17 protein-coding genes and 1 pseudogene are annotated in these 23,253 nt (G+C 70.5%); 16 read left to right on the forward strand and 2 right to left on the reverse strand.

Annotated elements, in window-relative coordinates; translation table 11 throughout:
• The first annotated feature begins 142 nt into the window (after positions 1-142).
• Positions 143-1,429 carry an ATP-dependent Clp protease ATP-binding subunit ClpX gene (gene clpX, locus ACZ4YL_RS04995; RefSeq protein WP_301371147.1) on the forward strand — a complete coding sequence of 429 codons (1,287 nt, stop codon included), beginning with the start codon at positions 143-145 and terminating at the stop codon, positions 1,427-1,429.
• A 68-nt stretch (positions 1,430-1,497) separates the two neighbouring features.
• On the opposite strand, the gene ACZ4YL_RS05000 is transcribed toward clpX, so the two are convergent.
• A complete protein-coding gene (locus ACZ4YL_RS05000; protein ID WP_468113807.1) occupies positions 1,498-2,436 on the reverse strand; it encodes a hypothetical protein in 939 nt (312 codons plus the stop codon).
• Positions 2,437-2,563: 127 nt separating this feature from the next.
• Here ACZ4YL_RS05000 and ACZ4YL_RS05005 point away from each other — a divergent pair, with 127 nt between their 5' ends.
• Entirely contained in the window at positions 2,564-5,185 is a 2,622-nt protein-coding gene (locus ACZ4YL_RS05005) for a valine--tRNA ligase (protein ID WP_468113809.1), read from the forward strand.
• 183 nt (positions 5,186-5,368) lie between these two features.
• Complete coding sequence (locus ACZ4YL_RS05010; protein WP_468113811.1) at positions 5,369-6,517, forward strand: sensor histidine kinase; 1,149 nt, start codon at positions 5,369-5,371, stop codon at positions 6,515-6,517.
• A gap of 71 nt (positions 6,518-6,588) precedes the next feature.
• Here the strand turns inward: ACZ4YL_RS05010 and ACZ4YL_RS05015 are convergent, their stop codons facing one another.
• On the reverse strand, positions 6,589-7,638 hold the full coding sequence (locus ACZ4YL_RS05015; RefSeq protein ID WP_468113813.1) for a rod shape-determining protein: 1,050 nt from the start codon (positions 7,636-7,638) through the stop codon (positions 6,589-6,591).
• A gap of 116 nt (positions 7,639-7,754) precedes the next feature.
• Between ACZ4YL_RS05015 and folC the strand changes: the two genes are divergently transcribed.
• The 13 genes and pseudogenes from folC to ACZ4YL_RS05080 form a co-directional block, all read left to right on the forward strand.
• Positions 7,755-9,293: a bifunctional tetrahydrofolate synthase/dihydrofolate synthase gene (gene folC, locus ACZ4YL_RS05020; protein ID WP_468113814.1), complete on the forward strand. Its 1,539-nt coding sequence runs from the start codon at positions 7,755-7,757 to the stop codon at positions 9,291-9,293.
• Between the two features lie 3 nt (positions 9,294-9,296).
• Positions 9,297-9,665: a DUF4233 domain-containing protein gene (locus ACZ4YL_RS05025; protein WP_468113816.1), complete on the forward strand. Its 369-nt coding sequence runs from the start codon at positions 9,297-9,299 to the stop codon at positions 9,663-9,665.
• A gap of 64 nt (positions 9,666-9,729) precedes the next feature.
• On the forward strand, positions 9,730-10,140 hold the full coding sequence (gene ndk, locus ACZ4YL_RS05030; RefSeq protein ID WP_030008577.1) for a nucleoside-diphosphate kinase: 411 nt from the start codon (positions 9,730-9,732) through the stop codon (positions 10,138-10,140).
• Between the two features lie 296 nt (positions 10,141-10,436).
• Entirely contained in the window at positions 10,437-11,456 is a 1,020-nt protein-coding gene (locus ACZ4YL_RS05035) for a rod shape-determining protein (protein WP_008738981.1), read from the forward strand.
• A gap of 133 nt (positions 11,457-11,589) precedes the next feature.
• Positions 11,590-12,537, forward strand: coding sequence for a rod shape-determining protein MreC (mreC, locus tag ACZ4YL_RS05040; protein ID WP_301371167.1), 948 nt, complete (start codon positions 11,590-11,592; stop codon positions 12,535-12,537).
• 13 nt (positions 12,538-12,550) lie between these two features.
• Complete coding sequence (mreD, locus tag ACZ4YL_RS05045) at positions 12,551-13,258, forward strand: rod shape-determining protein MreD (RefSeq protein WP_468113818.1); 708 nt, start codon at positions 12,551-12,553, stop codon at positions 13,256-13,258.
• Positions 13,259-13,271: 13 nt separating this feature from the next.
• Positions 13,272-15,461, forward strand: coding sequence for a penicillin-binding protein 2 (mrdA, locus tag ACZ4YL_RS05050; RefSeq protein ID WP_468113819.1), 2,190 nt, complete (start codon positions 13,272-13,274; stop codon positions 15,459-15,461).
• 170 nt (positions 15,462-15,631) lie between these two features.
• Positions 15,632-16,831 carry a rod shape-determining protein RodA gene (gene rodA / locus ACZ4YL_RS05055; RefSeq protein ID WP_468113821.1) on the forward strand — a complete coding sequence of 400 codons (1,200 nt, stop codon included), beginning with the start codon at positions 15,632-15,634 and terminating at the stop codon, positions 16,829-16,831.
• A gap of 49 nt (positions 16,832-16,880) precedes the next feature.
• A complete protein-coding gene (locus tag ACZ4YL_RS05060) occupies positions 16,881-18,401 on the forward strand; it encodes a CYTH and CHAD domain-containing protein (RefSeq protein WP_468113823.1) in 1,521 nt (506 codons plus the stop codon).
• A gap of 72 nt (positions 18,402-18,473) precedes the next feature.
• Positions 18,474-20,399: a TIGR03960 family B12-binding radical SAM protein gene (locus tag ACZ4YL_RS05065; RefSeq protein WP_301371177.1), complete on the forward strand. Its 1,926-nt coding sequence runs from the start codon at positions 18,474-18,476 to the stop codon at positions 20,397-20,399.
• Between the two features lie 63 nt (positions 20,400-20,462).
• Positions 20,463-21,491, forward strand: a complete 1,029-nt coding sequence (locus ACZ4YL_RS05070) for a hypothetical protein (protein ID WP_468113825.1) — start codon at positions 20,463-20,465, stop codon at positions 21,489-21,491.
• A 110-nt stretch (positions 21,492-21,601) separates the two neighbouring features.
• Positions 21,602-22,381: a TIGR03936 family radical SAM-associated protein gene (locus tag ACZ4YL_RS05075; RefSeq protein WP_301371181.1), complete on the forward strand. Its 780-nt coding sequence runs from the start codon at positions 21,602-21,604 to the stop codon at positions 22,379-22,381.
• Positions 22,382-22,616: 235 nt separating this feature from the next.
• Positions 22,617-23,253 (forward strand): annotated as a pseudogene (locus ACZ4YL_RS05080) (hypothetical protein); the annotation flags it as partial.

Here is a 23,253-nt window from a genome sequence, read left to right on the forward strand (position 1 = left end):
AGTTGGCGTGAGCACGTCGTCGGATTCGGCGATGTGAACCACGTCAAGGGGGCCCCGCACGGGGCCCCCGGCAAGGTACCGTCGGATATGAGGCACCAGGAGCGCTGAACCAGGCGTCTCCCAGGCGAAGGGGAAGCACCTCGTGGCACGCATCGGTGACGGCGGCGATCTGCTCAAGTGCTCGTTCTGCGGAAAGAGCCAGAAGCAGGTGAAGAAGCTCATCGCAGGACCCGGTGTGTACATCTGCGACGAGTGCATCGACCTCTGCAACGAGATCATCGAAGAGGAGCTCGCGGAGACCTCCGAGGTCCGGTGGGAGGAACTCCCCAAGCCCCGTGAGATCTACGAGTTCCTGGAGAGCTACGTCGTCGGCCAGGAGCCGGCGAAGAAGGCGCTCTCGGTAGCGGTCTACAACCACTACAAGCGGGTGCAGGCCGGCGAGAACGGCGGCGCGCAGGGCCGGGACGACGCGATCGAGCTCGCCAAGTCCAACATCCTGCTGCTGGGCCCCACGGGCTCGGGCAAGACGCTGCTCGCGCAGACCCTCGCCCGCATGCTGAACGTCCCCTTCGCCATCGCCGACGCGACGGCGCTGACGGAGGCCGGGTACGTCGGCGAGGACGTCGAGAACATCCTGCTGAAGCTGATCCAGGCCGCCGACTACGACGTCAAGAAGGCCGAGACCGGGATCATCTACATCGACGAGATCGACAAGGTGGCCCGCAAGAGCGAGAACCCGTCGATCACGCGCGACGTGAGCGGCGAGGGCGTGCAGCAGGCCCTCCTGAAGATCCTGGAAGGCACGACCGCCTCCGTACCGCCGCAGGGCGGCCGGAAGCACCCGCACCAGGAGTTCATCCAGATCGACACGACGAACGTGCTCTTCATCGTGGGCGGCGCCTTCGCCGGCCTGGAGAAGATCATCGAGTCGCGTGCGGGTGCCAAGGGCATCGGCTTCGGGGCGACGATCCGCTCGAAGCGCGAGATCGAGGCCAGTGACCAGTTCCAGGAGGTCATGCCGGAGGACCTGGTGAAGTTCGGGATGATCCCCGAGTTCATCGGCCGCCTCCCCGTGCTGACCTCCGTGCACAACCTGGACCGTGAGGCCCTGCTCCAGATCCTGATCGAGCCGCGTAACGCGCTGGTGAAGCAGTACCAGCGGCTGTTCGAACTCGACGGTGTCGAGCTGGACTTCGAGCGCGAGGCGCTGGAGGCCATCGCGGACCAGGCGATCCTCCGCCAGACGGGCGCGCGCGGCCTGCGCGCCATCATGGAAGAGGTCCTGATGTCGGTGATGTACGAGGTCCCGTCCCGCAAGGACGTGGCCCGCGTGGTCATCACCTCGGACGTGGTCCGCTCCAACGTCAACCCGACGCTGGTCCCCCGGATCGTCCCGAAGGACCAGGGCCCGCACGAGAAGTCCGCGTAGCCCGCAGAGCAGCAAGCAGAAGGGCGCCCCCGGCCGGGGGCGCCCCTTCTGCATGTCCTGCTGTGCCGCTACTTCTTGACGCGGGCGGTGTTGTAGAGCTTCGCGGCGAGCTCCGCGGTCTGCTCCTGGGTGTAACCCGACTTGCCGGAGAGCATCGAGGCCAGCTCCATGGAGGTGACCGAGCTCAGGGTGCTGTAGTCACCCCAGATGCAGATCGGGATCGTGAACTCCTTCGGCCCCTTCGTCGTCGTGTCCTTCGAGGTGAGCTTGGCTTCCTGGCACTTCAGCACGGCGCCCTTGAAGTTGGCCGGGCTCATCGTCTTGGGGCTCCCGATGAGGTCGACCGTGCTCTTGTCGTCCTTGGCGCTCTGCAGCTTGGCCAGGGCGAAGTACGCGTCCACCGCCTTCTCCGGGTCCGCGATCTCGCCGTAGACGCCCGAGAAGTTGAGGAGCTTCCCGGCCAGCGGGTTGCTCGGGTCGCCGGACTGGTAGGTCATGCCCACCTGGGTCGCGTTCTTGACGCCGACCGCCTCGGCTTCCTTCTTGTCCTTGTCGGTGAAGGGCTTCTCCTTGTACTTCGGGTCCTTCTTGAAGTCGTCCACCGACTCCGGGGCGACCAGCTTGTAGCCCTTGGTGTCGGCCGCGATGGCGCCGCCCGCGCCGCCGCCCTTCGTGAAGTACCAGCCGGCGCCCGCGACGACCGCGACCGCGACGACCACGGCGATGATCACCCCGGCCTTGGACTTCTTCGGGGGCTGGCCGCCGTACGGGGCCTGCTGCTGCGGGTAGCCGTACGCCGGCGTCGGGGGCTGCTGGGGGTAGCCCTGCGGGGGGACGCCCGGCTGCTGCGGGTAGCCGTAGCCCGGCTGCGGGGCCGCGGGCTGGCCGTACGGGTTGGGCTGGGGGGCGGGCTGACCGTACGGACCCGGCGGCGGTGGGGGCTGCTGGCCGTACGGTCCCGGCTGCTGGGGCTGCTGCTCGTACGGCCCTGGCTGGTTGTAGCTCATCCCGCGTCCCCCAATGAGGTTGCTTATACGTTTCACACATCCTGACGGAAGCCAGGCGCGGGAAGGGCGCCGGGCCCCGGGAATACCGGTTTCATGACTGGACTGTTACCGCTCTAAACTGTGCTCCGTGACCGAGAACACGCAGACACCCAGCAGCCCCACCTCCGAACTGCCGACCACGTACGCGCCGGCCGAGGTAGAAGGGAAGCTCTACGAGCGCTGGGTAGAGCGCGGTTACTTCGAGGCGGACGCCAAGAGCGAGAAGCCTCCGTACGCGATCGTCATTCCGCCGCCCAACGTCACCGGCAGCCTGCACCTGGGCCACGCCTTCGAGCACACGCTGATCGACGCCCTCACCCGCCGCAAGCGCATGCAGGGCTACGAGACGCTGTGGCAGCCCGGCATGGACCACGCCGGCATCGCCACCCAGAACGTCGTCGAGCGCGAGCTCGCCAAGGAGGGCAAGTCCCGCCACGACCTCGGCCGGGAGGCCTTCGTCGAGCGCGTCTGGCAGTGGAAGGGCGAGTCCGGCGGTCAGATCTCGGGCCAGATGCGCCGCCTCGGCGACGGCGTCGCCTGGTCCCGTGAGCGCTTCACCATGGACGAGGGCCTCTCCGAGGCCGTCCAGACCATCTTCAAGAAGCTCTACGACGACGAGCTGATCTACCGCGCCGAGCGCATCATCAACTGGTGCCCCCGCTGCCTGACCGCGATCTCCGACATCGAGGTCGAGTACCAGGACGACGAGGGCGAGCTCGTCTCGATCCGCTACGGCGAGGGCGACGCGTCCATCGTCGTCGCGACCACCCGCGCCGAGACGATGCTGGGTGACACGGCCGTCGCCGTCCACCCCGAGGACGAGCGCTACAAGCACCTCGTCGGCACCGAGATCGAGCTGCCGCTCACCGGCCGCCGCATCCCGGTCGTTGCGGACGAGCACGTCGACCCGGAGTTCGGCACCGGCGCCGTCAAGGTGACCCCGGCGCACGACCCGAACGACTTCGAGATCGGCCAGCGCCACAACCTGCCCAACCTCGCCGTCATGGACGAGCACGCGATCATCACCGTCCACGGCCCCTTCCAGGGCCTGGACCGGCTGGAGGCCCGCTCCGCCATCGTCGGCGCGCTGCGCGCCGAGGGCCGGATCGTCGCCGAGAAGCGCCCGTACACGCACTCCGTCGGCCACTGCTCGCGCTGCAAGACCACCATCGAGCCGCGTCTGTCGATGCAGTGGTGGGTCAAGGTCGGCCCGCTCGCCAAGGCCGCCGGTGACGCGGTCCGCAACGGCGAGGTCAAGATCCACCCGCAGGAGATGGAGAAGCGGTACTTCGACTGGGTCGACAACCTCCACGACTGGTGCATCTCGCGCCAGCTGTGGTGGGGTCACCGCATCCCGGTCTGGTACGGCCCGAACGGCGAGGTCGTCTGCGTCGGACCGGACGAGCAGCCGCCCACCGGCGAGGGCTGGACCCAGGACACCGACGTCCTGGACACCTGGTTCTCCTCGGGCCTGTGGCCGTTCTCCACGCTCGGCTGGCCGCAGCAGACCGACAGCCTGGCGAAGTTCTACCCGAACGCCGTCCTGGTCACCGGCTACGACATCCTCTTCTTCTGGGTCGCCCGGATGATGATGTTCGGCCTGTACGCGATGGACGGCACTCCGCCGTTCCACACCATCGCCCTGCACGGCATGGTCCGTGACGAGCGCGGCAAGAAGATGTCGAAGTCCTTCGGCAACGTGGTCAACCCGCTGGACTGGATGGACAAGTACGGTTCCGACGCGGTCCGCTTCACCCTGGCCCGCGGCGCCAACCCGGGTATCGACGTCCCGATCGGCGAGGACTGGGTCCAGGCTTCCAGCAAGTTCGCCAACAAGATCTGGAACGCCACGCGTTTCGCGATGATGAACGGCGCCACGATCGAGGGCGAGCTGCCGCCCGTCGAGCGGCTGTCGGCCACCGACCGCTGGATCCTGTCCCGGCTGAACAAGACGGTCGCGCAGGTCGATGCGTACTACGAGGACTACCAGTTCTCGAAGCTCAGCGAGGCGCTCTACCACTTCGCGTGGGACGAGGTCTTCGACTGGTACGTCGAGCTGTCCAAGACCACCTTCTTCGCGGGCGGCGAGCAGGCCAAGGTCTCCGGCCGCGTCCTCGGCGAGGTCGTCGACGTCATGCTGCGGCTGCTGCACCCGGTCGTCCCCTTCGTCACCGAGACGCTGTGGACCACGCTGACCGGCGGTGAGTCCCTCGTCATCGCCGACTGGCCGAAGGACAGCGGCTTCCGCGACGAGGCCGCCGAGGCGGAGATCGCTTCCGTCCAGTCGGTGATCACCGAGGTCCGCCGGTTCCGCAAGGAGCAGGGGCTGCAGGACGGCCAGAAGGTTCCGGCCCGTCTGGAGCTGGGCGCCACCGCGCTGGGCGCGCACGAGGCGGCCATCCGGCAGCTGCTGCGCCTCCAGCCGGAGGGTGACTCCTTCAGCGCCACCGCGACCCTCCCGGTCGCCGGCGGCACCGTCGCGCTCGACCTGTCGGGCACCATCGACGTGGCGGCCGAGCGCAAGCGCCTGACGAAGGACCTGGGCGCCGCGGAGAAGGAGAAGCAGCAGGCCGAGGCGAAGCTCGGGAACGAGGCGTTCATCGCCAAGGCCCCGGACAACGTCGTGGACAAGATCAAGGGCCGGCTCGCCAAGGCCGAGGCGGACATCGCCCGGCTCCAGGCGCAGCTGGACGGCCTGCCGGCCGCCTAGCAGCCGGTACGCACGCACAGGAGAAGGCCCCCGCGCCGTCGGTCGACGCGGGGGCCTTCGCCGTATCCCTTCCCCGTGCGCGGGTCGGTGTCACGGCGGACGGCTGTCCGAAGTGCCCTAAATCACTCACTTTTCGGTTCTGGGTGATCCGAACCGAAGCGCTGACCACGGATGATGGAGGGCATGCGCGTCAAGCCCGTCGTCCCGGCCTTCGACCGGCTGGTGGCTTCCGGCCGCCGGCTCACCGAGAGCTGGGCCGGGTCGCCGCGGGCCGTGGACGTGCTCACCGCGCTCGGCTGCCTCGGCCTGATGGCCCTCGACCTCCCGGGTCTCGCCGCCGCCGACAACTCGCTGACCGGGCCCACCGCCGTCGTCGTCCTCGCCCTCGGCTGCACCACCCTGCTGGTGCGCCGCCGGCAGCCCTGGATCTCGTACCTGGCCGCGCTGCTCTTCATCGGGTGGCTGCACGAGCTCACCCTGATCCAGTTCGCCCTCTACTCGGTCGGCCGCTACCGCGGGCGCCGGGCCGGGATCCTCGCCACGCTCGGCTACGTCGCCTTCGCGCTGGTCATGTTCGTCCTGCCGGGCTGGCCCGAGCCCGCGGGGCAGACCCTCAGCGGGTTCCTCAGCGTGGTCGTGCCCATCGGGGTGCTCGCCTCCGCGGTGGGCATCGCCGCCTACCGGCACGACCTGGTGGGGGAGCTGACGGCCCGGCGGGCCGAGTCCGCCGTGCTCCACGCCGTCCAGCAGGAGCGCACCTCCGTGGCCCGCGACGTCCACGACTTCGTCGGGCGCGAGCTGACCCTGCTCACGGTCCGCTCCGAGGTGCTGTCGATGCGGGCGCGCGAGACGGCGTACGGGCCGGACTTCGAGGAGCTCGCCGACACCGCGCGCCGGGCCCATCGGGTGCTCAACGAGATCATCGTGCAGCGCGGGGAGCGGGCCTCGACCCCGGGCGTGGACGGGCTGCCGGCGCTCGCCGAAGAGAGCGGGCGGGCCGGTTCGCCCGTCCGGCTCGCCATGGACCAGGACGTGCACGGGCTCTCCCCGCTGCGGCAGGCGGCGGTCTACCGGGTGGTGCAGGAGTGCCTGACCAATGCCGCCAAGCACGCGCACGGGGAGACCATCGACGTGTCGATCACGGCGGACGGCCCCCGGCTGCGGATAGCGGTCAGCAACGCGCTGCCGGCCCGGACCCCGGGCCGGGCCCCCGTCTCGGCGGGCTCGGGCACGGCGAGCATGTCCGAGCGCGTACGCAGCCTGGGCGGGACCCTGACGGCGACGCGCACGCGGGACTCGTACGAGGTCGTCGCCACCCTCCCGCGGGGCTGAGGACGTGTCCGCAAAGTAGCGCCGGCCGCCCGAAGGGCGGGCGGGGCAGGCGGGACTTTGCGGACACGTCCTCAGCCCCGCGCCGGGGCCGGCAGGCCGCCCAGGGTGTCCAGGTCCTCCACGCACCGGCCGGAGCCCAGCGCCACGCAGTCCAGCGGGTTGTCCGCGACGAAGACCGGGATGCCCGTGGCGGAAGCCATCCGCAGGTCCAGGCCGGGCAGCAGCGCGCCGCCGCCGGTCAGCACGATGCCGTGCTCCATCACGTCACCGGACAGCTCCGGCGGGCACTCCTCCAGGGTGGTGCGCACGGCGCCGATGATCGCCTCGACGGGCTCGTCGAGGGCGGCCCGCACGCCCTTGGCGCTCAGCACGAGCGTCTTCGGCATGCCGCCGACCTTCTCGCGGCCGCGCACGGTGAAGGTGCGCGTCTCCAGCTCCGGCCGGTCCGGGACCGGCCAGGCCGATCCGATGCCGAGCTTGACGTCCTCGGCGGTGCGCTCCCCGATGAGCAGTCCGTGTTCCTTGCGTACGTGGTCCATGACGGCCGCGTCGAGCCGGTCCCCGCCGACGCGCAGCGACCTGGACGTGACGATGCCGCCCAGGGAGATGACGGCGACCTCGGAGGTGCCGCCGCCGATGTCCACGACCATGGAGCCGCGGGGTTCGGCCACGGGCAGCCCGGCGCCGATGGCCGCGGCCATCGGCTCCTCGATCAGGTGTACGACCTTGGCTCCGGCCCGGGTGGACGCCTGGACGATCGCCCGCCGCTCGACCGGGGTGACGCCGGAGGGGACGCAGATCACCATCCGGGTGCGGGGCCGCCGGCCCGGTACGGCCTTGCGGACGAAGTGCCGGATCATCTCCTCCGCGGCCTCGTAGTCGCAGATCACGCCGCCTCTGAGCGGGCGGATCGCGGTGATGGAGCCGGGGGTGCGGCCGATGGTCTCCTTGGCGTCCGTACCGACGGCCAGGGCGGTGGTGGTGCCCGCCTTCACGGCGACCACGGACGGCTCATTGAGGACGATTCCGTGCCCCCGTGCGTAGACGAGGGTGTTGGCGGTGCCCAGGTCGATCCCTATGTCGCGACTGGATGCTGTCTTGTTGCTGCTGGCCTGCGGCATTTATTCCCCTATCTCCCGCCGCAAGGCTTGCATAACGATCCGGTCGCTCCGGCCGCCGGAGGTCCCGAAACGGCCGGGCCGAAAGTCCCCCGGGTCCCCGTCCGTAGACTGGCCCTGTGAGTGACCAGCAGCCCGAGAGCCACGACCGCGACGACAACGACGACCTCGCCGGTACCTTCGACGAGTTCGACCAGATCGTGGCGGAAGAGTCCGACCGCGACCCCGACCTGGCGGTGATCGAGGCCGGTAGCCGCACCCTGCGCGCCCAGGCCGGATCGCCGCAGGGCGACCCGGTACCCGCCAGGCCCGTCGACCCGGAGGTCGCCAAGGCGCTGCTGGGGGTGGAGCAGGAGCTCGCCACCCGCTGGGGCGAGACCAAGCTGGAGCCCTCGGTGTCGCGGATCGCGGCGCTGATGGACGTGCTGGGCGAGCCGCAGCGCGCGTACCCGTCCATCCACGTCACCGGCACCAACGGCAAGACGAGCACGGCCCGCATGATCGAGGCCCTGCTGAACGCCTTCGAGCTGCGCACCGGGCGCTACACCAGCCCGCACGTGCAGTCGATCACCGAGCGGATCAGCCTCGACGGGGCGCCGATCACCGCCGAGCGGTTCGTCGAGACGTACCACGACATCAAGCCGTACGTGGAGATGGTCGACGCCTCCGAGGAGTACCGGCTGTCCTTCTTCGAGGTGCTCACCGGAATGGCCTACGCGGCCTTCGCGGACGCCCCGGTGGACGTGGCCGTGGTCGAGGTCGGCATGGGCGGCAGCTGGGACGCGACCAACGTCATCGACGCGTCCGTCGCCGTGGTCACCCCGATCAGCCTGGACCACACCGACCGGCTCGGCTCCACGCCCGGTGAGATCGCCGTGGAGAAGGGCGGCATCGTCAAGCAGGACGCGACCGTGATCCTGGCCCAGCAGCCGGTGGACGCGGCGCAGGTGCTGCTGAAGAAGGCCGTCGAGGTGGACGCCACGGTGGCCCGCGAGGGCATGGAGTTCGGCGTCGTCTCGCGCGAGGTCGCGGTCGGCGGCCAGCAGCTGACGCTGCGCGGTGTGGGCGGCGAGTACGACGGCATCTTCCTGCCGCTGTACGGCGCGCACATGGCGCACAACGCGGCGGTGGCGCTGGCCGCCGTCGAGGCCTTCTTCGGGATCGGCCAGGAGCACGCCCGGGTCCTGGACGTGGACACCGTGCGCAAGGCCTTCGCCTCGGTGTCCTCGCCGGGCCGCATGGAGGTCGTGCGGCGCAGCCCGACGGTGGTCCTGGACGCGGCGCACAACCCGGCGGGCGCGGTGGCCACCGCGGAGGCGGTCACCGAGTCCTTCGGCTTCAGCCGGCTGATCGGGGTCATGGCCGCGAGCGAGGGCAAGGACGTCCGCGGGGTGCTGGAGGCCTTCGAGCCGATCTTCGCGGAGGTGGTGGTGACGGAGAACTCCAGCCACCGGGCGCTGGGCGCGGACGAGCTGGCGGCCGTCGCGGTCGAGGTCTTCGGCGCGGACCGGGTGCAGGTGGAGCCGCGGCTGGACGACGCCCTGGAGGCGGCGATCACCCTGGCGGAGGAAGAGGCCGAATACGGTGGGGCCGGGGTCCTGGTGACTGGTTCCGTGATCACGGTGGGCGAGGCCCGCCTGCTGCTGAAGAGGGGCTGAGGGATGCGCACGCTGTGTGCGAGCACGCTGATCGGCGAGTTCTTCGTGATCGGCTTCGCGGGGCTGGTGGCGATGAAGGACCCCGATCTGACCCAGGCCGCGGTCTGGACGGTGTGCGGGGTCACCATGCTGCTGTCGGTGCTGCTGTGCGGGATGCTGGCGCGTCCCGGGGCCGTGCAGCTGGGCTGGGCCCTGCAGATCGGCCTGGTCCTCAGCGGGTTCGTCGTGCCGACGATGTTCTTCCTTGGCGCGGTGTTCGCCGGACTGTGGTGGTGCTCCGTGCACTACGGACGCAAGATCGACACGATCAAGGCGCGCTGGGCGGCCGCCCAGGAGGCGCAGGGGGCGCCCGCGGCGCCTGACGCTGCGTGACGGGTCACCGGATCGGCCCTGTAGATTCGCCCTACCGCACCCGTTTGCCGCAAGGAGCCGCAACATGACCCAGCGCACCCTCGTCCTGCTCAAGCCCGACGCCGTCCGTCGTGGTCTGGTCGGCGAGATCATCGGCCGCATCGAGCGGAAGGCCGGCTGGACCATCCCCGCACTGGAGCTGCGTACGCTGGACCAGGAGACCCTGGAGGCGCACTACGGCGAGCACAAGGGCAAGCCGTTCTACGAGCCCCTCATGGGCTTCATGGCGAGCGGCCCGATCGTCGCCCTGGTGGTCGAAGGTGAGCGGGTGATCGAGGGTGTCCGCCAGCTGGCCGGCCCCACTGACCCGATCGCCGCAGCGCCGGGCTCCATTCGGGGTGATTTCGGCACGATCACGCGTGAGAACCTGATCCACGCCTCGGACTCCGAGGAGTCCGCCGAGCGTGAGCTGAAGCTGTTCTTCCCGGCGCTCTGAGCACGCTTTCCTGACGGAACATCAGCCGAATAGCGCTCATGACCTGGGGCGACCGAAGTAATTTCGGTCGCCCTCCGGTATTTCCGGGCAGAAGCGGGAACGCCTGGGCAGGACACGTCGTCACCACTGAGGGGGCGGGTATCCATTCCGGCGGGATTGCCGGAGTCCCGTCGCGCGGTCTTCGTACTTGCGGCACTACGATGGGGCCTCCACCCACACACCCACCTCGCCGACCTGACAGCAGCCGCTATCAACTGGAAGGCCAGACGCTCCTCATGGGGAACAAGGGGAACAAAATGTCGTTCATCGGCCGTGACATGGCGATCGACCTCGGGACCGCCAACACGCTGGTGTACGTGAGGGGCCGGGGGATCGTCCTGAACGAGCCGTCCGTGGTCGCCATCAACACGAACACCGGTGGCATCCTGGCGGTCGGCTCGGAGGCGAAGAAGATGATCGGGCGCACGCCCGGCAACATCGTCGCCGTACGGCCCCTCAAGGACGGCGTGATCGCCGACTTCGAGATCACCGAGCGCATGCTCCGGTACTTCATCCTCAAGATCCACAAGCGCCGCTACCTGGCTCGCCCGCGCGTGGTGGTCTGCGTTCCCTCCGGCATCACGGGAGTGGAGCGACGCGCCGTCATCGAGGCGTCCACGCAGGCCGGCGCCCGCCAGGTGCACATCATCGAAGAGCCCATGGCCGCCGCCATCGGCTCGGGCCTGCCCGTCCACGAGGCCACCGGCAACATGGTCGTGGACATCGGCGGCGGCACCACCGAGGTCGCCGTCATCTCCCTCGGCGGAATCGTCACGGCACAGTCCATCCGGGTGGCCGGCGACGAGCTCGACAACGCGATCATCCAGCACATCAAGAAGGAGTACTCGCTCCTCCTGGGTGAGCGCACGGCCGAGCAGATCAAGATCACCATCGGGTCGGCCTACGACCTCGACAAGGACGAGCACACCGAGATCCGCGGTCGCGACCTGGTCTCCGGCCTGCCCAAGACGGTCGTCATCTCGGCCGCCGAGGTGCGCAAGGCCATCGAGGAGCCGGTCAACGCCATCGTCGACGCGGTCAAGACCACGCTCGACAAGTGCCCGCCGGAGCTCTCCGGCGACATCATGGACCGCGGCATCGTCCTGACCGGCGGCGGCGCCCTGCTGCGCGGCCTCGACGAGCGGCTGCGCCGGGAGACCGGCATGCCGATCCACATCGCGGAGGACCCCCTCGACTCCGTCGCGCTCGGCTCCGGCAAGTGCGTCGAGGAGTTCGAGGCCCTCCAGCAGGTCCTGGACGCCCAGCCCCGTCGCTGACAGATGCCCCTCCCTGCCGGAGGGGCCATGCGGAACACAAGGATCCGCCGTACGGGTGCTACCGGGCCCGTGCGGCGGATCGTTGATATACAGGCAAAAGAGAAATCCGACGAGGAAGGCACGGCCGCCGCACGTGAGGGACACACGAGAAAGCCGGCTGCTCCTGGTGCTTCTGATCGCCATCGCGTTCGCGTTGATCACGGTGGACATCAGGGCAGGCGAGGAGTCGCCGGTCGACGGTGCCCGGCAGGCCGCCGCAGCGGTCTTCGGCCCGGTCGAGGAAGGTGTGGCGACCGCGGTCGATCCGGTCGCCAACGCCATAGGGGCGGTAAGGGACTCCGGCGAGCGCCACAACCGCATCGCCACGCTGGAGCGCGAGAACGCGGCGCTGAAGGCCAAGCTGGGCAGCGAGGACCAGACCCGCAGCCGCATCCACGAGCTCGACGAGATGCTCAAGCGGGCCGGCGCCGGACAGTACGGCATCAAGGGCGCCGAGGTCATCGCCATAGGAGCGGCCCAGGGCTTCTCCTGGACCGTCACCATCGACGCCGGCACCAAGGACGGCATCGAACGCGACATGACCGTCCTCAACGGGGACGGGCTCGTCGGCCGGGTCAGCACCGTCGGCCCCGACACCGCCACCGTAGTCCTCGCCAACGACCCCGACTTCACCGTCGGCACCCGGCTGGAGAAGACCGGTGAACTGGGCTTCGCCACCGGCCAGGGCGACCGCGCCCTGTCCGTCCAGATGCTCAACGGCAAGGCCAAGGTCAGCCCCGGCGACCGGCTCGTCACCTTCGGCTCGCGCGGCAACAAGCCCTTCGTGCCCGGTGTGCCGATCGGCGAGGTGGTCAAGGTCGACCCCTCGCGCGGCGACCTGACCCGCACCGTCTGGGTGCGTCCGTTCGTCGGCTTCTCGCGCCTGGACATCGTCGGCGTCGTGGTGATGCCGCCGCGCGAGGACCCCCGCGACGCGGTCCTGCCGCCCAAGCCCGAGGCGCCCAAGCCCACCCCGACGGTCACCGTCACGGTCACCCCGTCCGGGTCCGCCGGCGTGCCCGCCAAGCCGGCCGACGACTAGGAGCAGACCACGCATGCGCTTCAACCGGATCCTGCTCTCGGCCACCCTCGTCGTGGTCGCCCTCGTCATCCAGGTCACCGTCCTGGGCCGGCTCCAACTGCCCGGCGCCGTGCCCGACCTGCTGCTCCTCACGGTCGTCTCGCTCGCACTCGTGTACGGGCACGTCAGTGGCGCGCTCATCGGCTTCGCCGCCGGTCTCCTCGCCGACCTGGCCCCGCCCGCCGACCATGCCGCCGGGCGGTACGCGCTCGTGCTGTGCGTCATCGGCTACGTCTGCGGGCTGACCCGCCCCGACGGCGGCCGGTTCCGTTCCGCCTGGGGCCCGATGCTCACCGTCGTCGCCGCCGCGATCGGCTCCACCCTGCTCTACGCGGGTGTGGGCGCCCTCGTCGGCGACACCGCCGCCCGCCACGTGGGTCTGACCGGACTGCTGTTCACCGCGACCCTCTACGACCTGCTGCTCGCGCCGTTCACCGTGCCGTTCATCATGGCCCTGGCCCGGCGCGCCGAGAACGACCCGATGGCAGTCGAGGCCGGCGGCGGCCCCGCCAACAAGGCCGCCGACGTCTCCGCCGGCTGGCTGGCCGGCGGCACGGGCCTGCGCATCGGCAGCCAGCGCGGCGGCCTGCGCCTGAAGACCGCGCGCTCGCGGGCCAACAAAGCTGTCCGTATAAAGGGGGTCAAGGCGGTCAAGGGTGTGAAGAGCGTCAAAAAGCTGTGAGGGAGGACCAGTCGTGACCAACGCTCCGGAGACCGGACGTACCTCCCGGGTGGAGATCAGGCTCGTCATGATCCAGGTGCTCGTCTTCTCGATGCTGCTCACCCTCGGCGGGCGGCTCTGGTACCTCCAGATCCGCAACGGCGACGAGTACTACCACGAGGCGAAGAGCAACCACGTCCAGCGGGTCGTCCAGCCCGCCGTGCGCGGCTCGATCCTCGACGCCCGCGGGGTCCCGCTCGCCGACAACGAGACCCGCCTCGTCGTCTCCGCCAGCCGCACCGCGCTGATGAAGATGAAGGACAAGGGCAAGGGCGTCATGACCCGCCTCGCCGACGTCCTGGACATGACCCCCAGGGAGGTCATGGACAAGGTCCGGCTCTGCGACTCGCAGACGCCCGCGCCCTGCTGGAACGGCTCCCCGTACCAGCCGATCCCGGTCACCCTCGAAGCCACCACGCAGCAGGCGCTGCAGCTGCGCGAACGCCCCGAGGACTTCCCCGGCATCACCGCCGAGCCGACCGCGGTCCGCCGCTACCCGGCCCCCGGCGGGGCCCGTACGGCACAGGTGCTCGGCTACCTCTCGCCGGTCACCGACGAGGAGATCCAGAAGGCCAAGGACTCCGACTCGCCGCACCTGCGTTCCGACCAGGTCGGGCGCTCCGGCATCGAACGCACCTACGACAGGCAGCTGCGCGGCAAGGCGGAGGTCACCTCGTACGAGGTCGACAACCTCGGCCGGGTCATGGACCAGACCAAGTCCGACCCGGGCGTGGCCGGATCCACCCTCGTCACCAGCATCGACGCCCGGGTCCAGGCCGTCGCCGAGTACGAGCTCCAGGACGCGATGAAGGTCGTCCGCAACGAGACCGACAACATCACCGGCCGCAAGTACGAGGCCGACTCGGGTGCCGTCGTGGTCATGGAGGCCAAGACCGGCCGCATCGTCGCCATGGCCTCCCAGCCCGACTACGACCCCAACACCTGGGTCGGCGGCATCTCCGGCAAGGACTACGCCAGGCTCACCAGCAAGAACTCCAACTACCCGCTGCTCAACCGGGGCATCCAGGGCATGGCCCCCGCGGGCTCCATCTTCAAGGTGGTCTCCGCGAGCGCCGCGGTGCGGGCCGGCTACAAGTTCGACGACAAGTACAACTGCAGCAGCTCCTACAGCCTGGGCGGCCGCAGCTTCGCGAACTTCGAGTCCAAGGGGCACGGTCCCATCACCCTCGGGGACGCCCTCAAGTTCTCCTGCAACACCGTCTTCTACGCCCTGGGCCACAAGGAGTGGCAGCGCGACGGCGGCCTCAGCCCCAAGAAGGACGCCCACGACTGGTTCTACCGGACCGCCCGGGAGTTCGGACTCGGCTCCGAGACCGGGATCGACCTGCCGAACGAGGTCACCGGACGCATCCCCGACCGGAAGTGGAAGCAGAATTTCTGGAAGGCCAACAAGAACGCCTGGTGCAAGCAGGGCAAGCGGGGCGGCACCTACGTCGAGCAGATCGCCTACGAGAGCTGCCTCGAAGGCAACCAGCTGAAGGCCTACGACAGCATCAACTTCGCCATCGGCCAGGGCGACGTCCTCGTCACCCCCATCCAGATGGCCACCGCCTACTCCGCCATCAGCAACGGGGGCACCCTCTACAACCCCACGGTCGGCAAGGCCGTGATCAGCCCCGACGGCAAGCACATCGAGATGATCAAGCCCCAGTCGCACGGCCGGCTGCCGATCGACGCCAAGACCATCAGCGACCTCGACGGGGGCCTGCGCTCGGTCGTCGAGCCCGGCGGCACCGCCGCCTGGCGGTTCGGCGGCTGGCCGATGGACAAGATCCCGATGCACGCCAAGACCGGCACCGCCCAGGTCTACGGCAAGCAGACCACCTCCTGGCTGGCGACCTACACCAAGGACTTCACGATCGTCATGACGATCTCCCAGGGCGGCACCGGCTCCGGAGCCTCGGGCCCCGCCGTACGCAACCTCTACAACGCCATCTACGGTCTGACCATGGACGGCAAGCAGGACCCGAAGCGGGCCCTGCTGCTGGGCCCCGAGGCGAAGCTGCCCCGGATCGGGCCCGACGGCTCCATCACTTCCCCGGAGATCCGGCCGTACGTGCCGCCGTCCCCGGAGGATCTCGAGCCGGCCGTGCTCGCAGGGCCGCCCGCACCGCCCGCACCGCCCGCGGCACGCCAGGATTAGGGGGTGTCTTGCCGATCAGGGCGGGCTCGCGGTGGCCGGCACCGCGCCTCGCCGCGTTGTCCTCGGTCGGCGACGCTCCGCGTCGCCTCTCTCGTCCGCCTTGCGATCCACGGCACCGGCCACCGCTCCCTGATCCGCCCTGATCGACAAGACACCCCCTAAGGGAAGACATGCAGACCGCCAACAAGTTCTCCGTCTCCCGGTACGCGCCCGAGCGCGGGGCGATGGCCAAGCTCACCGCCCGCGACTCGGTGGTGCGCCGGCTCGACTGGCCGATACTCCTCTCCGCGCTCGCCCTCTCCTTCATCGGCGCCCTGCTGGTGTGGTCGGCGACCCGCAACAGGACCACCCTGAACCAGGGGGACCCGTACTACTTCCTGGCCCGGCACGCCCTGAACACCGGCATCGGCCTCGTGCTGATGATCGGCACGGTCTGGCTCGGCCACCGCACCCTGCGCGGCGCCGTGCCGATCCTCTACGGGCTCTCCCTCGTGCTGATCCTCGCCGTGCTGACCCCGCTCGGCGCCACCATCAACGGCGCCCACGCGTGGATCGTCATCGGCGGCGGATTCTCCCTCCAGCCGTCCGAGTTCGTGAAGATCACGATCATCCTGGTGATGGCGATGCTGCTGGCCACCCGGGTGGACGCGGGCGATCTCGCCCACCCGGACCACCGCACGGTCGTCAAGGCGCTCTGCCTGGCGGCGGCCCCGATGGGCATCGTCATGCTGATGCCCGACCTCGGCTCCGTGATGGTCATGATCGTGATCGTGCTCGGCGTGCTGCTGGCCTCCGGCGCCTCCAACCGCTGGGTGGTGGGCCTGCTCGGCGCCGGCGCCAGCGGCGCCATCCTGATATGGCAGCTCGGCGTCCTCGACGAGTACCAGATCAACCGCTTCGCGGCCTTCGCCAACCCCGAGCTCGACCCGGCGGGCGTCGGCTACAACACCAACCAGGCGCGCATCGCGATCGGCTCCGGCGGCCTGACCGGCTCCGGGCTGTTCAAGGGCTCGCAGACCACCGGCCAGTTCGTGCCCGAGCAGCAGACCGACTTCGTCTTCACGGTGGCGGGGGAGGAACTGGGCTTCATCGGGGCCGGGCTGATCCTGGTGCTGATCGGCGTCATCCTGTGGCGGTCCTGCATGATCGCCCGGGAGACCACCGAGCTGTACGGGACGATCGTGTGCGCCGGGATCATCGCCTGGTTCGCCTTCCAGTCCTTCGAGAACATCGGGATGACCCTCGGGATCATGCCCGTGGCCGGGCTCCCGCTGCCGTTCGTCTCGTACGGAGGGTCATCGATGTTCGCGGTGTGGGTGGCGATCGGACTACTGCAGTCGATCAAGGTGCAACGGCCATTGTCGGCCTGATGTGCCGTTCACCCTGTCGACGTGATCCGTTCAGGACTAAGTTCGGTCTATGGCGGACACCAAGCGCGAAATCGAGCGGAAATTCGAGTTCTCCAAGGCCAAATCTGCCCGGCGCGGAGTGCCGGACCTGACGGGCACGGCCGCCATCGCGGCCGTCTCCGACCAGGGCACCGTCGACCTCGACGCCGTCTACTACGACACCCCCGACCAGAGGCTCGCCGCCGACGGTCTCACCCTGCGGCGCAGAACGGGCGGCGCGGACGAGGGCTGGCACCTCAAACTGCCCGTCTCCCCGGGAGTGCGCGACGAGATCGGGGCCGCGCTCAGCGACACGGTCCCGCCCACCCTCGCCGCCCTCGTCCGCTCCCGCGTCCGCGGCTCCGGGCTCCAGCCGCAGGTCAGGCTGGTCTCCTCACGCCGCGTCAGCCATCTGCTCGACGCCGACGGGGGCCTGCTCGCGGAACTGAGCACCGACGCCGTCCTGGCCGAGCGCGGCGAGGCCACCGCCACCTGGACCGAGGTCGAGGTGGAACTCGCCGACGGCGTCGACCCCGAACTGCTCGACGCCGTGGAGAAGACCTTCCGCAAGGCCGGACTCCGGGTCTCCGACGCCCCCTCGAAGCTCGCCCGGGCCCTCGCCGAGACCGCGGCCGAGCCCCCGGCCCGGCCCGAGAACGGTGGCCCCGAGGGCACGGCGGGCGCGCACGTGCTCGCGTATCTGCGCGAACAGCGCGACGCGCTCGTCGCCCAGGACCCCGCCGTGCGGCGCGGGCTGCCGGACTCCGTGCACCAGATGCGGGTCGCGAGCCGCCGGATCCGCAGCGCCTTCAAGTCGTACCGCAAGGTGATCGACCGGGCGGCCACCGACCCGATCGGCGAGGAGCTGCGCTGGCTCGCCGCCGAGCTCGGCGTCGACCGCGACCAGGAGGTCCTGCTGGAGCGGATCCAGACCCGCCTCGGCGAGCTGCCCCGTACCCTCATGACCGGCCCGGTCCGCAGCAGGCTGCGCGTGTGGAACACCGCCCGCCGCTCCGGATCGAGGCGCCGGGCCCTCGCCGCGCTCGACAGTGCGCGCTACGTGGCCCTGCTGGACTCCCTCGACGCCGTGCTGGACGCCCCGCCGCTGAAGAAGGCCGCCGACCGGCCCCCGGAGGAGGTCCTCCCGAAGGCGGTCCTCCACGACTACGCGCGCCTCGCCGGCCGGGTCGACACCGCGCTCTCCCTCGACGAGGGTCACGAGCGGGACCTGGCCCTGCACGACGCCCGCAAGGCGGCCAAACGCTTCCGCTACGCGGCCGAATCGGCCGAGCCCGTCCTCGGCAGGCCGGCGAAGCACCTGGCCAAGGCCGGGAAGTCCGTGCAGAACCTGCTCGGCGACCACCAGGACAGCGTGGTGGCCCGCGAGGCCCTGCGCGGCCTCGCCGCCCAGGCGACGGGCGCGGGGGAGTCCGCCTTCACCTGGGGCGTGCTCTACGCCCGCGAGGAGGCCCTGGCCGGGCGGCGCGAACGCGAACTTCCGGACATCTGGTCCGAGGCCTCCGACCCCGCGCTGCGGGCCCCATTGGAATGATCATGTGGGTGGGGGCGGCTGAGCCTCGGGGTACGCTTGAGAGCTGCCCCCTGCCCGCTTCACGAAAGTCGCGTGATGACCGAGTCGGTCTTCCCTCAGCTTGAGGCCCTGCTTCCGCATGTGCAGAAGCCCATCCAGTACGTCGGCGGTGAACTCAACTCCACGGTCAAGGAGTGGGAGAGCTGTGACGTCCGCTGGGCGCTCATGTACCCGGACGCGTACGAAGTCGGGTTGCCCAACCAGGGCGTCATGATCCTTTACGAGGTGCTCAACGAGCGCGAGGGCGTCCTCGCCGAGCGCACCTACAGCGTGTGGCCCGACCTCGAAGAACTGATGCGCGAGCACAAAGTGCCGCAGTTCACCGTGGACAGCCACCGCCCGGTCTCCGCCTTCGACGTGTTCGGCCTGTCCTTCTCCACGGAGCTGGGCTACACCAACATGCTCACGGCCCTGGACCTCGCCGGCATCCCGCTGGAGGCCCGCAACCGCACCGTCGACCACCCGATCGTCCTCGCGGGCGGCCACGCGGCCTTCAACCCCGAGCCGATCGCGGAGTTCATCGACTGCGCGGTCATCGGCGACGGCGAGCAGGCCGTCCTCGACATGACCGAGATCATCCGCACCTGGAAGGCCGAGGGGCGGCCGGGCGGGCGCGAAGAGGTCCTCCTCCGTCTCGCCAAGACCGGCAACGTCTACGTCCCCGGCTTCTACGACGTCGAGTACCTGCCGGACGGCCGCATCGGCCGTGTCGTGCCCAACCGCTCCGGCGTGCCGTGGCGCGTGTCCAAGCACACGGTCATGGACCTCGACGAGTGGCCCTACCCCAAGCAGCCCCTGGTCCCGCTCGCCGAGACCGTCCACGAGCGCATGTCCGTGGAGATCTTCCGCGGCTGCACCCGCGGCTGCCGTTTCTGCCAGGCCGGCATGATCACGCGCCCCGTGCGGGAGCGAAGCATCACCGGCATCGGCGAAATGGTGGAGAAGGGCCTGAAGGCCACCGGCTTCGAGGAGGTCGGCCTCCTCTCCCTGTCCTCCGCGGACCACACGGAGATCGCCGACATCGCCAAGGGCCTCGCCGACCGCTACACGGACGACAAGGTGGGTCTGTCCCTGCCGTCGACCCGCGTGGACGCGTTCAACGTGGACCTGGCCAACGAGCTGACCCGCAACGGTCGCCGCTCCGGACTGACCTTCGCCCCCGAGGGCGGCTCCGAGCGCATGCGCAAGGTCATCAACAAGATGGTCTCGGAAGAGGACCTGATCCGGACCGTCTCCACCGCGTACGGCAACGGCTGGCGCCAGGTGAAGCTGTACTTCATGTGCGGCCTGCCCACCGAGACCGACGAGGACGTGCTCCAGATCGGCGACATGGCGGTCAACGTCATCGCCAAGGGGCGCGAGGTCTCCGGCCAGAACGACATCCGCTGCACGGTGTCCATCGGCGGATTCGTGCCCAAGCCGCACACCCCCTTCCAGTGGGCGCCGCAGCTGTCGGCCGAGGAGACGGACGCCCGCCTGGGCAAGCTCCGCGACAAGATCCGCGGCGACAAGAAGTACGGCCGCTCCATCGGCTTCCGCTACCACGACGGCAAGCCGGGCATCGTCGAGGGCCTCCTCTCGCGCGGTGACCGCCGCATCGGCGACGTCATCCGCGCCGTGTACGAGTCGGGCGGCCGCTTCGACGGCTGGCGCGAGCACTTCAGCTACGACCGCTGGATGGAGGCGGCGGAGAAGACCCTCCCCGCCTACGGCGTGGACGTGGCCTGGTACACGACCCGCGAGCGCACCTACGAGGAGGTCCTGCCCTGGGACCACCTGGACTCCGGTCTCGACAAGGACTGGCTCTGGGAGGACTGGCAGGACGCCCTCGACGAGACCGAGGTCGACGACTGCCGCTGGACCCCGTGCTTCGACTGTGGCGTGTGTCCTCAGATGCAGACCGAAATTCAGATCGGACCCACCGGCAAGAAGCTGCTGCCGCTGTCCGTCGTGAAGTAACCCTTGGGTCACGAGAGGCCCCCGCCCGCAACGGGTGGGGGCCTCTCGTGTGTCCTTCCCTGCATGGAAACGGACAAGCGACCTCCGGCCGGCGGCGGCGACGGGTGCCTGGTGGGCGTCATCAGGGTCCCCGTCAAGATCGTCGCCGTACTCGTCGTACTGCCCGTACGAGTGGTTTGGGAACTGCTGGCCGCCGGGGGCCGGGCCGTGCACCGGCACGTCCTCGGGCCGCTGTACGTCCATGTCATCGCTCCGGCGCTCCGTGGGCTCGGATGGCTGCTGACCGTCCTGCTCAAGCTGGTCCTCGTCTGGCCGTGGGCCGGGCTCTGGCGGTACGTGCTCACCCCGGTCGGGCGGGGCCTGGCGTGGCTGGGCCGCGGCGCGTACGACCACCTGCTCGCGCCGGCCGGGCGGATCCTGGGCGCCTACGTGCTGCGTCCGCTCGGCGAGGCGCTCGCCTGGCTGGGCCGGGGCGGCATGCGCTACCTGCTCGCACCCCTCGCCAAGGGCGTCGGCCGGATCGTGTGGGCCCTCGGCATGACGCTGTTCGTGTGGCCGTGGGTCGGGCTGTGGCGGTACGTGCTCGCGCCCGTCGGCCGCGGGATCGCATGGCTGGCCGCGGTGGTCCACCGGTACGTGCTGCGGCCCGTCGGGCTGGGCCTCGTATGGCTGGCGGTCGCCGTGTACCGGTATCTGCTGCGGCCCGTCGGGCTCGGCTTCGTCTGGCTGGCCATCGGCCTGTACCGGTACCTGCTCGCTCCGGCCGGACGGGTCCTCGTACGGGCCTGGCACGTGGCCGGGCTGATCACCGCCGCGCTGTGGCGCGGACTCAAACGGATCGGCTGGGTGCTGATCGGGTGGCCCGCGTCCCAGGTGTACCGGCACGTTCTCACCCCCGTCGGGCACGCCGTCCGCGAGGTCTGGCGGACCGGCCGCGCCGCGGTCCGCGAGGCGCCGGCCACCGTACGCCGTGCGCTGTTCGGTACTCCTCCCGTGGAACCGGCGAGGTCACGGGCGCGTACTCTGGGTAGTACGACAGCCGCCGACGCGGCACCCGCAGACGAGATCTCCCTGCCCCGACGGCAGGGGTGAGCCGGAGCGGGTCGACAGACCTCAGGGCGACGTGCGAGCCGCGGAGCCCCGCACAAGGAGAAGAACCACTGGGCAAGCGACAGCCCGAAGGCCCGCCTCCCGCACCGGTGGTGCAGCGCATCCGACTGCGCTACACCAAGCGCGGCCGCCTCCGGTTCACCAGTCACCGTGACTTCCAACGTGCCTTCGAGCGGGCCCTGCGCCGCGCCGAGGTGCCGATGGCGTACTCGGCCGGCTTCACCCCGCACCCGCGCGTCTCGTACGCGAACGCCGCCCCGACCGGCACCGGCAGCGAGGCCGAGTACCTGGAGATCGCACTCGCCGAGCCCCGCGACCCCGAGAAGCTCCGTGAGCTGCTCGACGAGTCGATGCCCACCGGACTCGACATCATCGACGCCGTCGAGGCCCGCACCTCGGGCCTCGCGGACCGGCTGACCGCCTCCGTGTGGGAGCTGCGCCTGGACGGCGTGGAGCTCGCCGAGGCCGAGCGGGCCGTGACGGCCTTCCTCGCCGCCGAGAACGTGGAGGTGCAGCGCAGGACCAAGAACGGAATGCGGACCTTCGACACGCGCGGCGCGGTCGTCAGTCTGGAAGCGCTTCCCGCCCCGGCTGATAGGCCGCTGGACAATGCCTGTGCGATACTGCGGCTGGTTGTTCGGCATCTGACACCTGCCGTGCGACCCGACGACGTCCTGTCCGGTCTCCGAGCTGTGGCCGACCTGGCGCCGCCGGTCCCCTCAGCGGTGACCAGGCTGGCGCAGGGGCTCTTCGACGAGGAGTCCGGCACGGTGACCGACCCGCTCGCGCCCGACCGCGAGGCTGACACGGCCGCCCCACCCACGGCCGCCGTAGCAGCCGACGCGAAGGCGCCGGAAGGTCCCGCCGCGTAAGGAACGCCGTCGTCGCGCAGCCCTGGTACTCGGGAGCCACCTGGGTCGGGCCGCGCACTGACCTGAAGACTTCCGCCAGGCCGTACGGACAACACGTACGGAACCGGCGGCCATGGACTACAGCTCCCGTGTGGCGAACGCGCCCCGGAGGCCGGTTCCGCGCTCATTACGCGGAGCCGTGCCGGACCGGAAGTCAGCCGCGGCGCCCGGGAGCGTGACGGGAGAACCGCCCGCAATGCTCAACAACGAAAACGACACCACTTCTGCTGGTAGCGCCGACAGCGGCAGCCCCAGCGACAACCTGCCGCCGCGCCGTCGCCGCCGTGCCGCTTCCCGGCCCGCGGGCCCGCCCGGTGGCGCCGTCGCCGAGACGGCCCCGGTGACCGAGGCCGCCCCGGCCGCCCCCGCCGAAGAGGCCACTCCGGCCGCCGCCCCCGCCCGTCCCCGCCGCCGCGCGACCCGCGCCGTGGCCGCCCCGGCCGCCGAGGCCGTCGTCGGCGAGACCCCGGCCGCCGAGCCCGTGGCCGCCGCCGTCGCGCCCGTCGCCGAGGAGCCCGCCGCTCCCGCTCCGCGGACCCGCCGCCGCGCCACCCGTGCCGTCGCCGCCCCGGAGGCTCCGGCCGCCGTGGCTGAGGCCGCGCCCGTGGTCGAGGAGGAGGCTCCGGCCGCTCCGGCTCCGCGTGCCCGTCGTCGTGCCACCCGCGCCGTGACCGCCCCGGCCGCCGAGGCCGCTGCCGTGGTCGAGGCTCCGGCCGCCGTGGCCGAGGCTCCCGCCGCCGTGGTCGAGGAGGAGGCTCCGGCCGCTCCGGCTCCGCGTGCCCGTCGTCGTGCCACCCGCGCCGTGACCGCCCCGGCCGCCGAGGCCGCTGCCG

It is taken from the genome of Streptomyces sp. NPDC030021 (assembly GCF_055574035.1).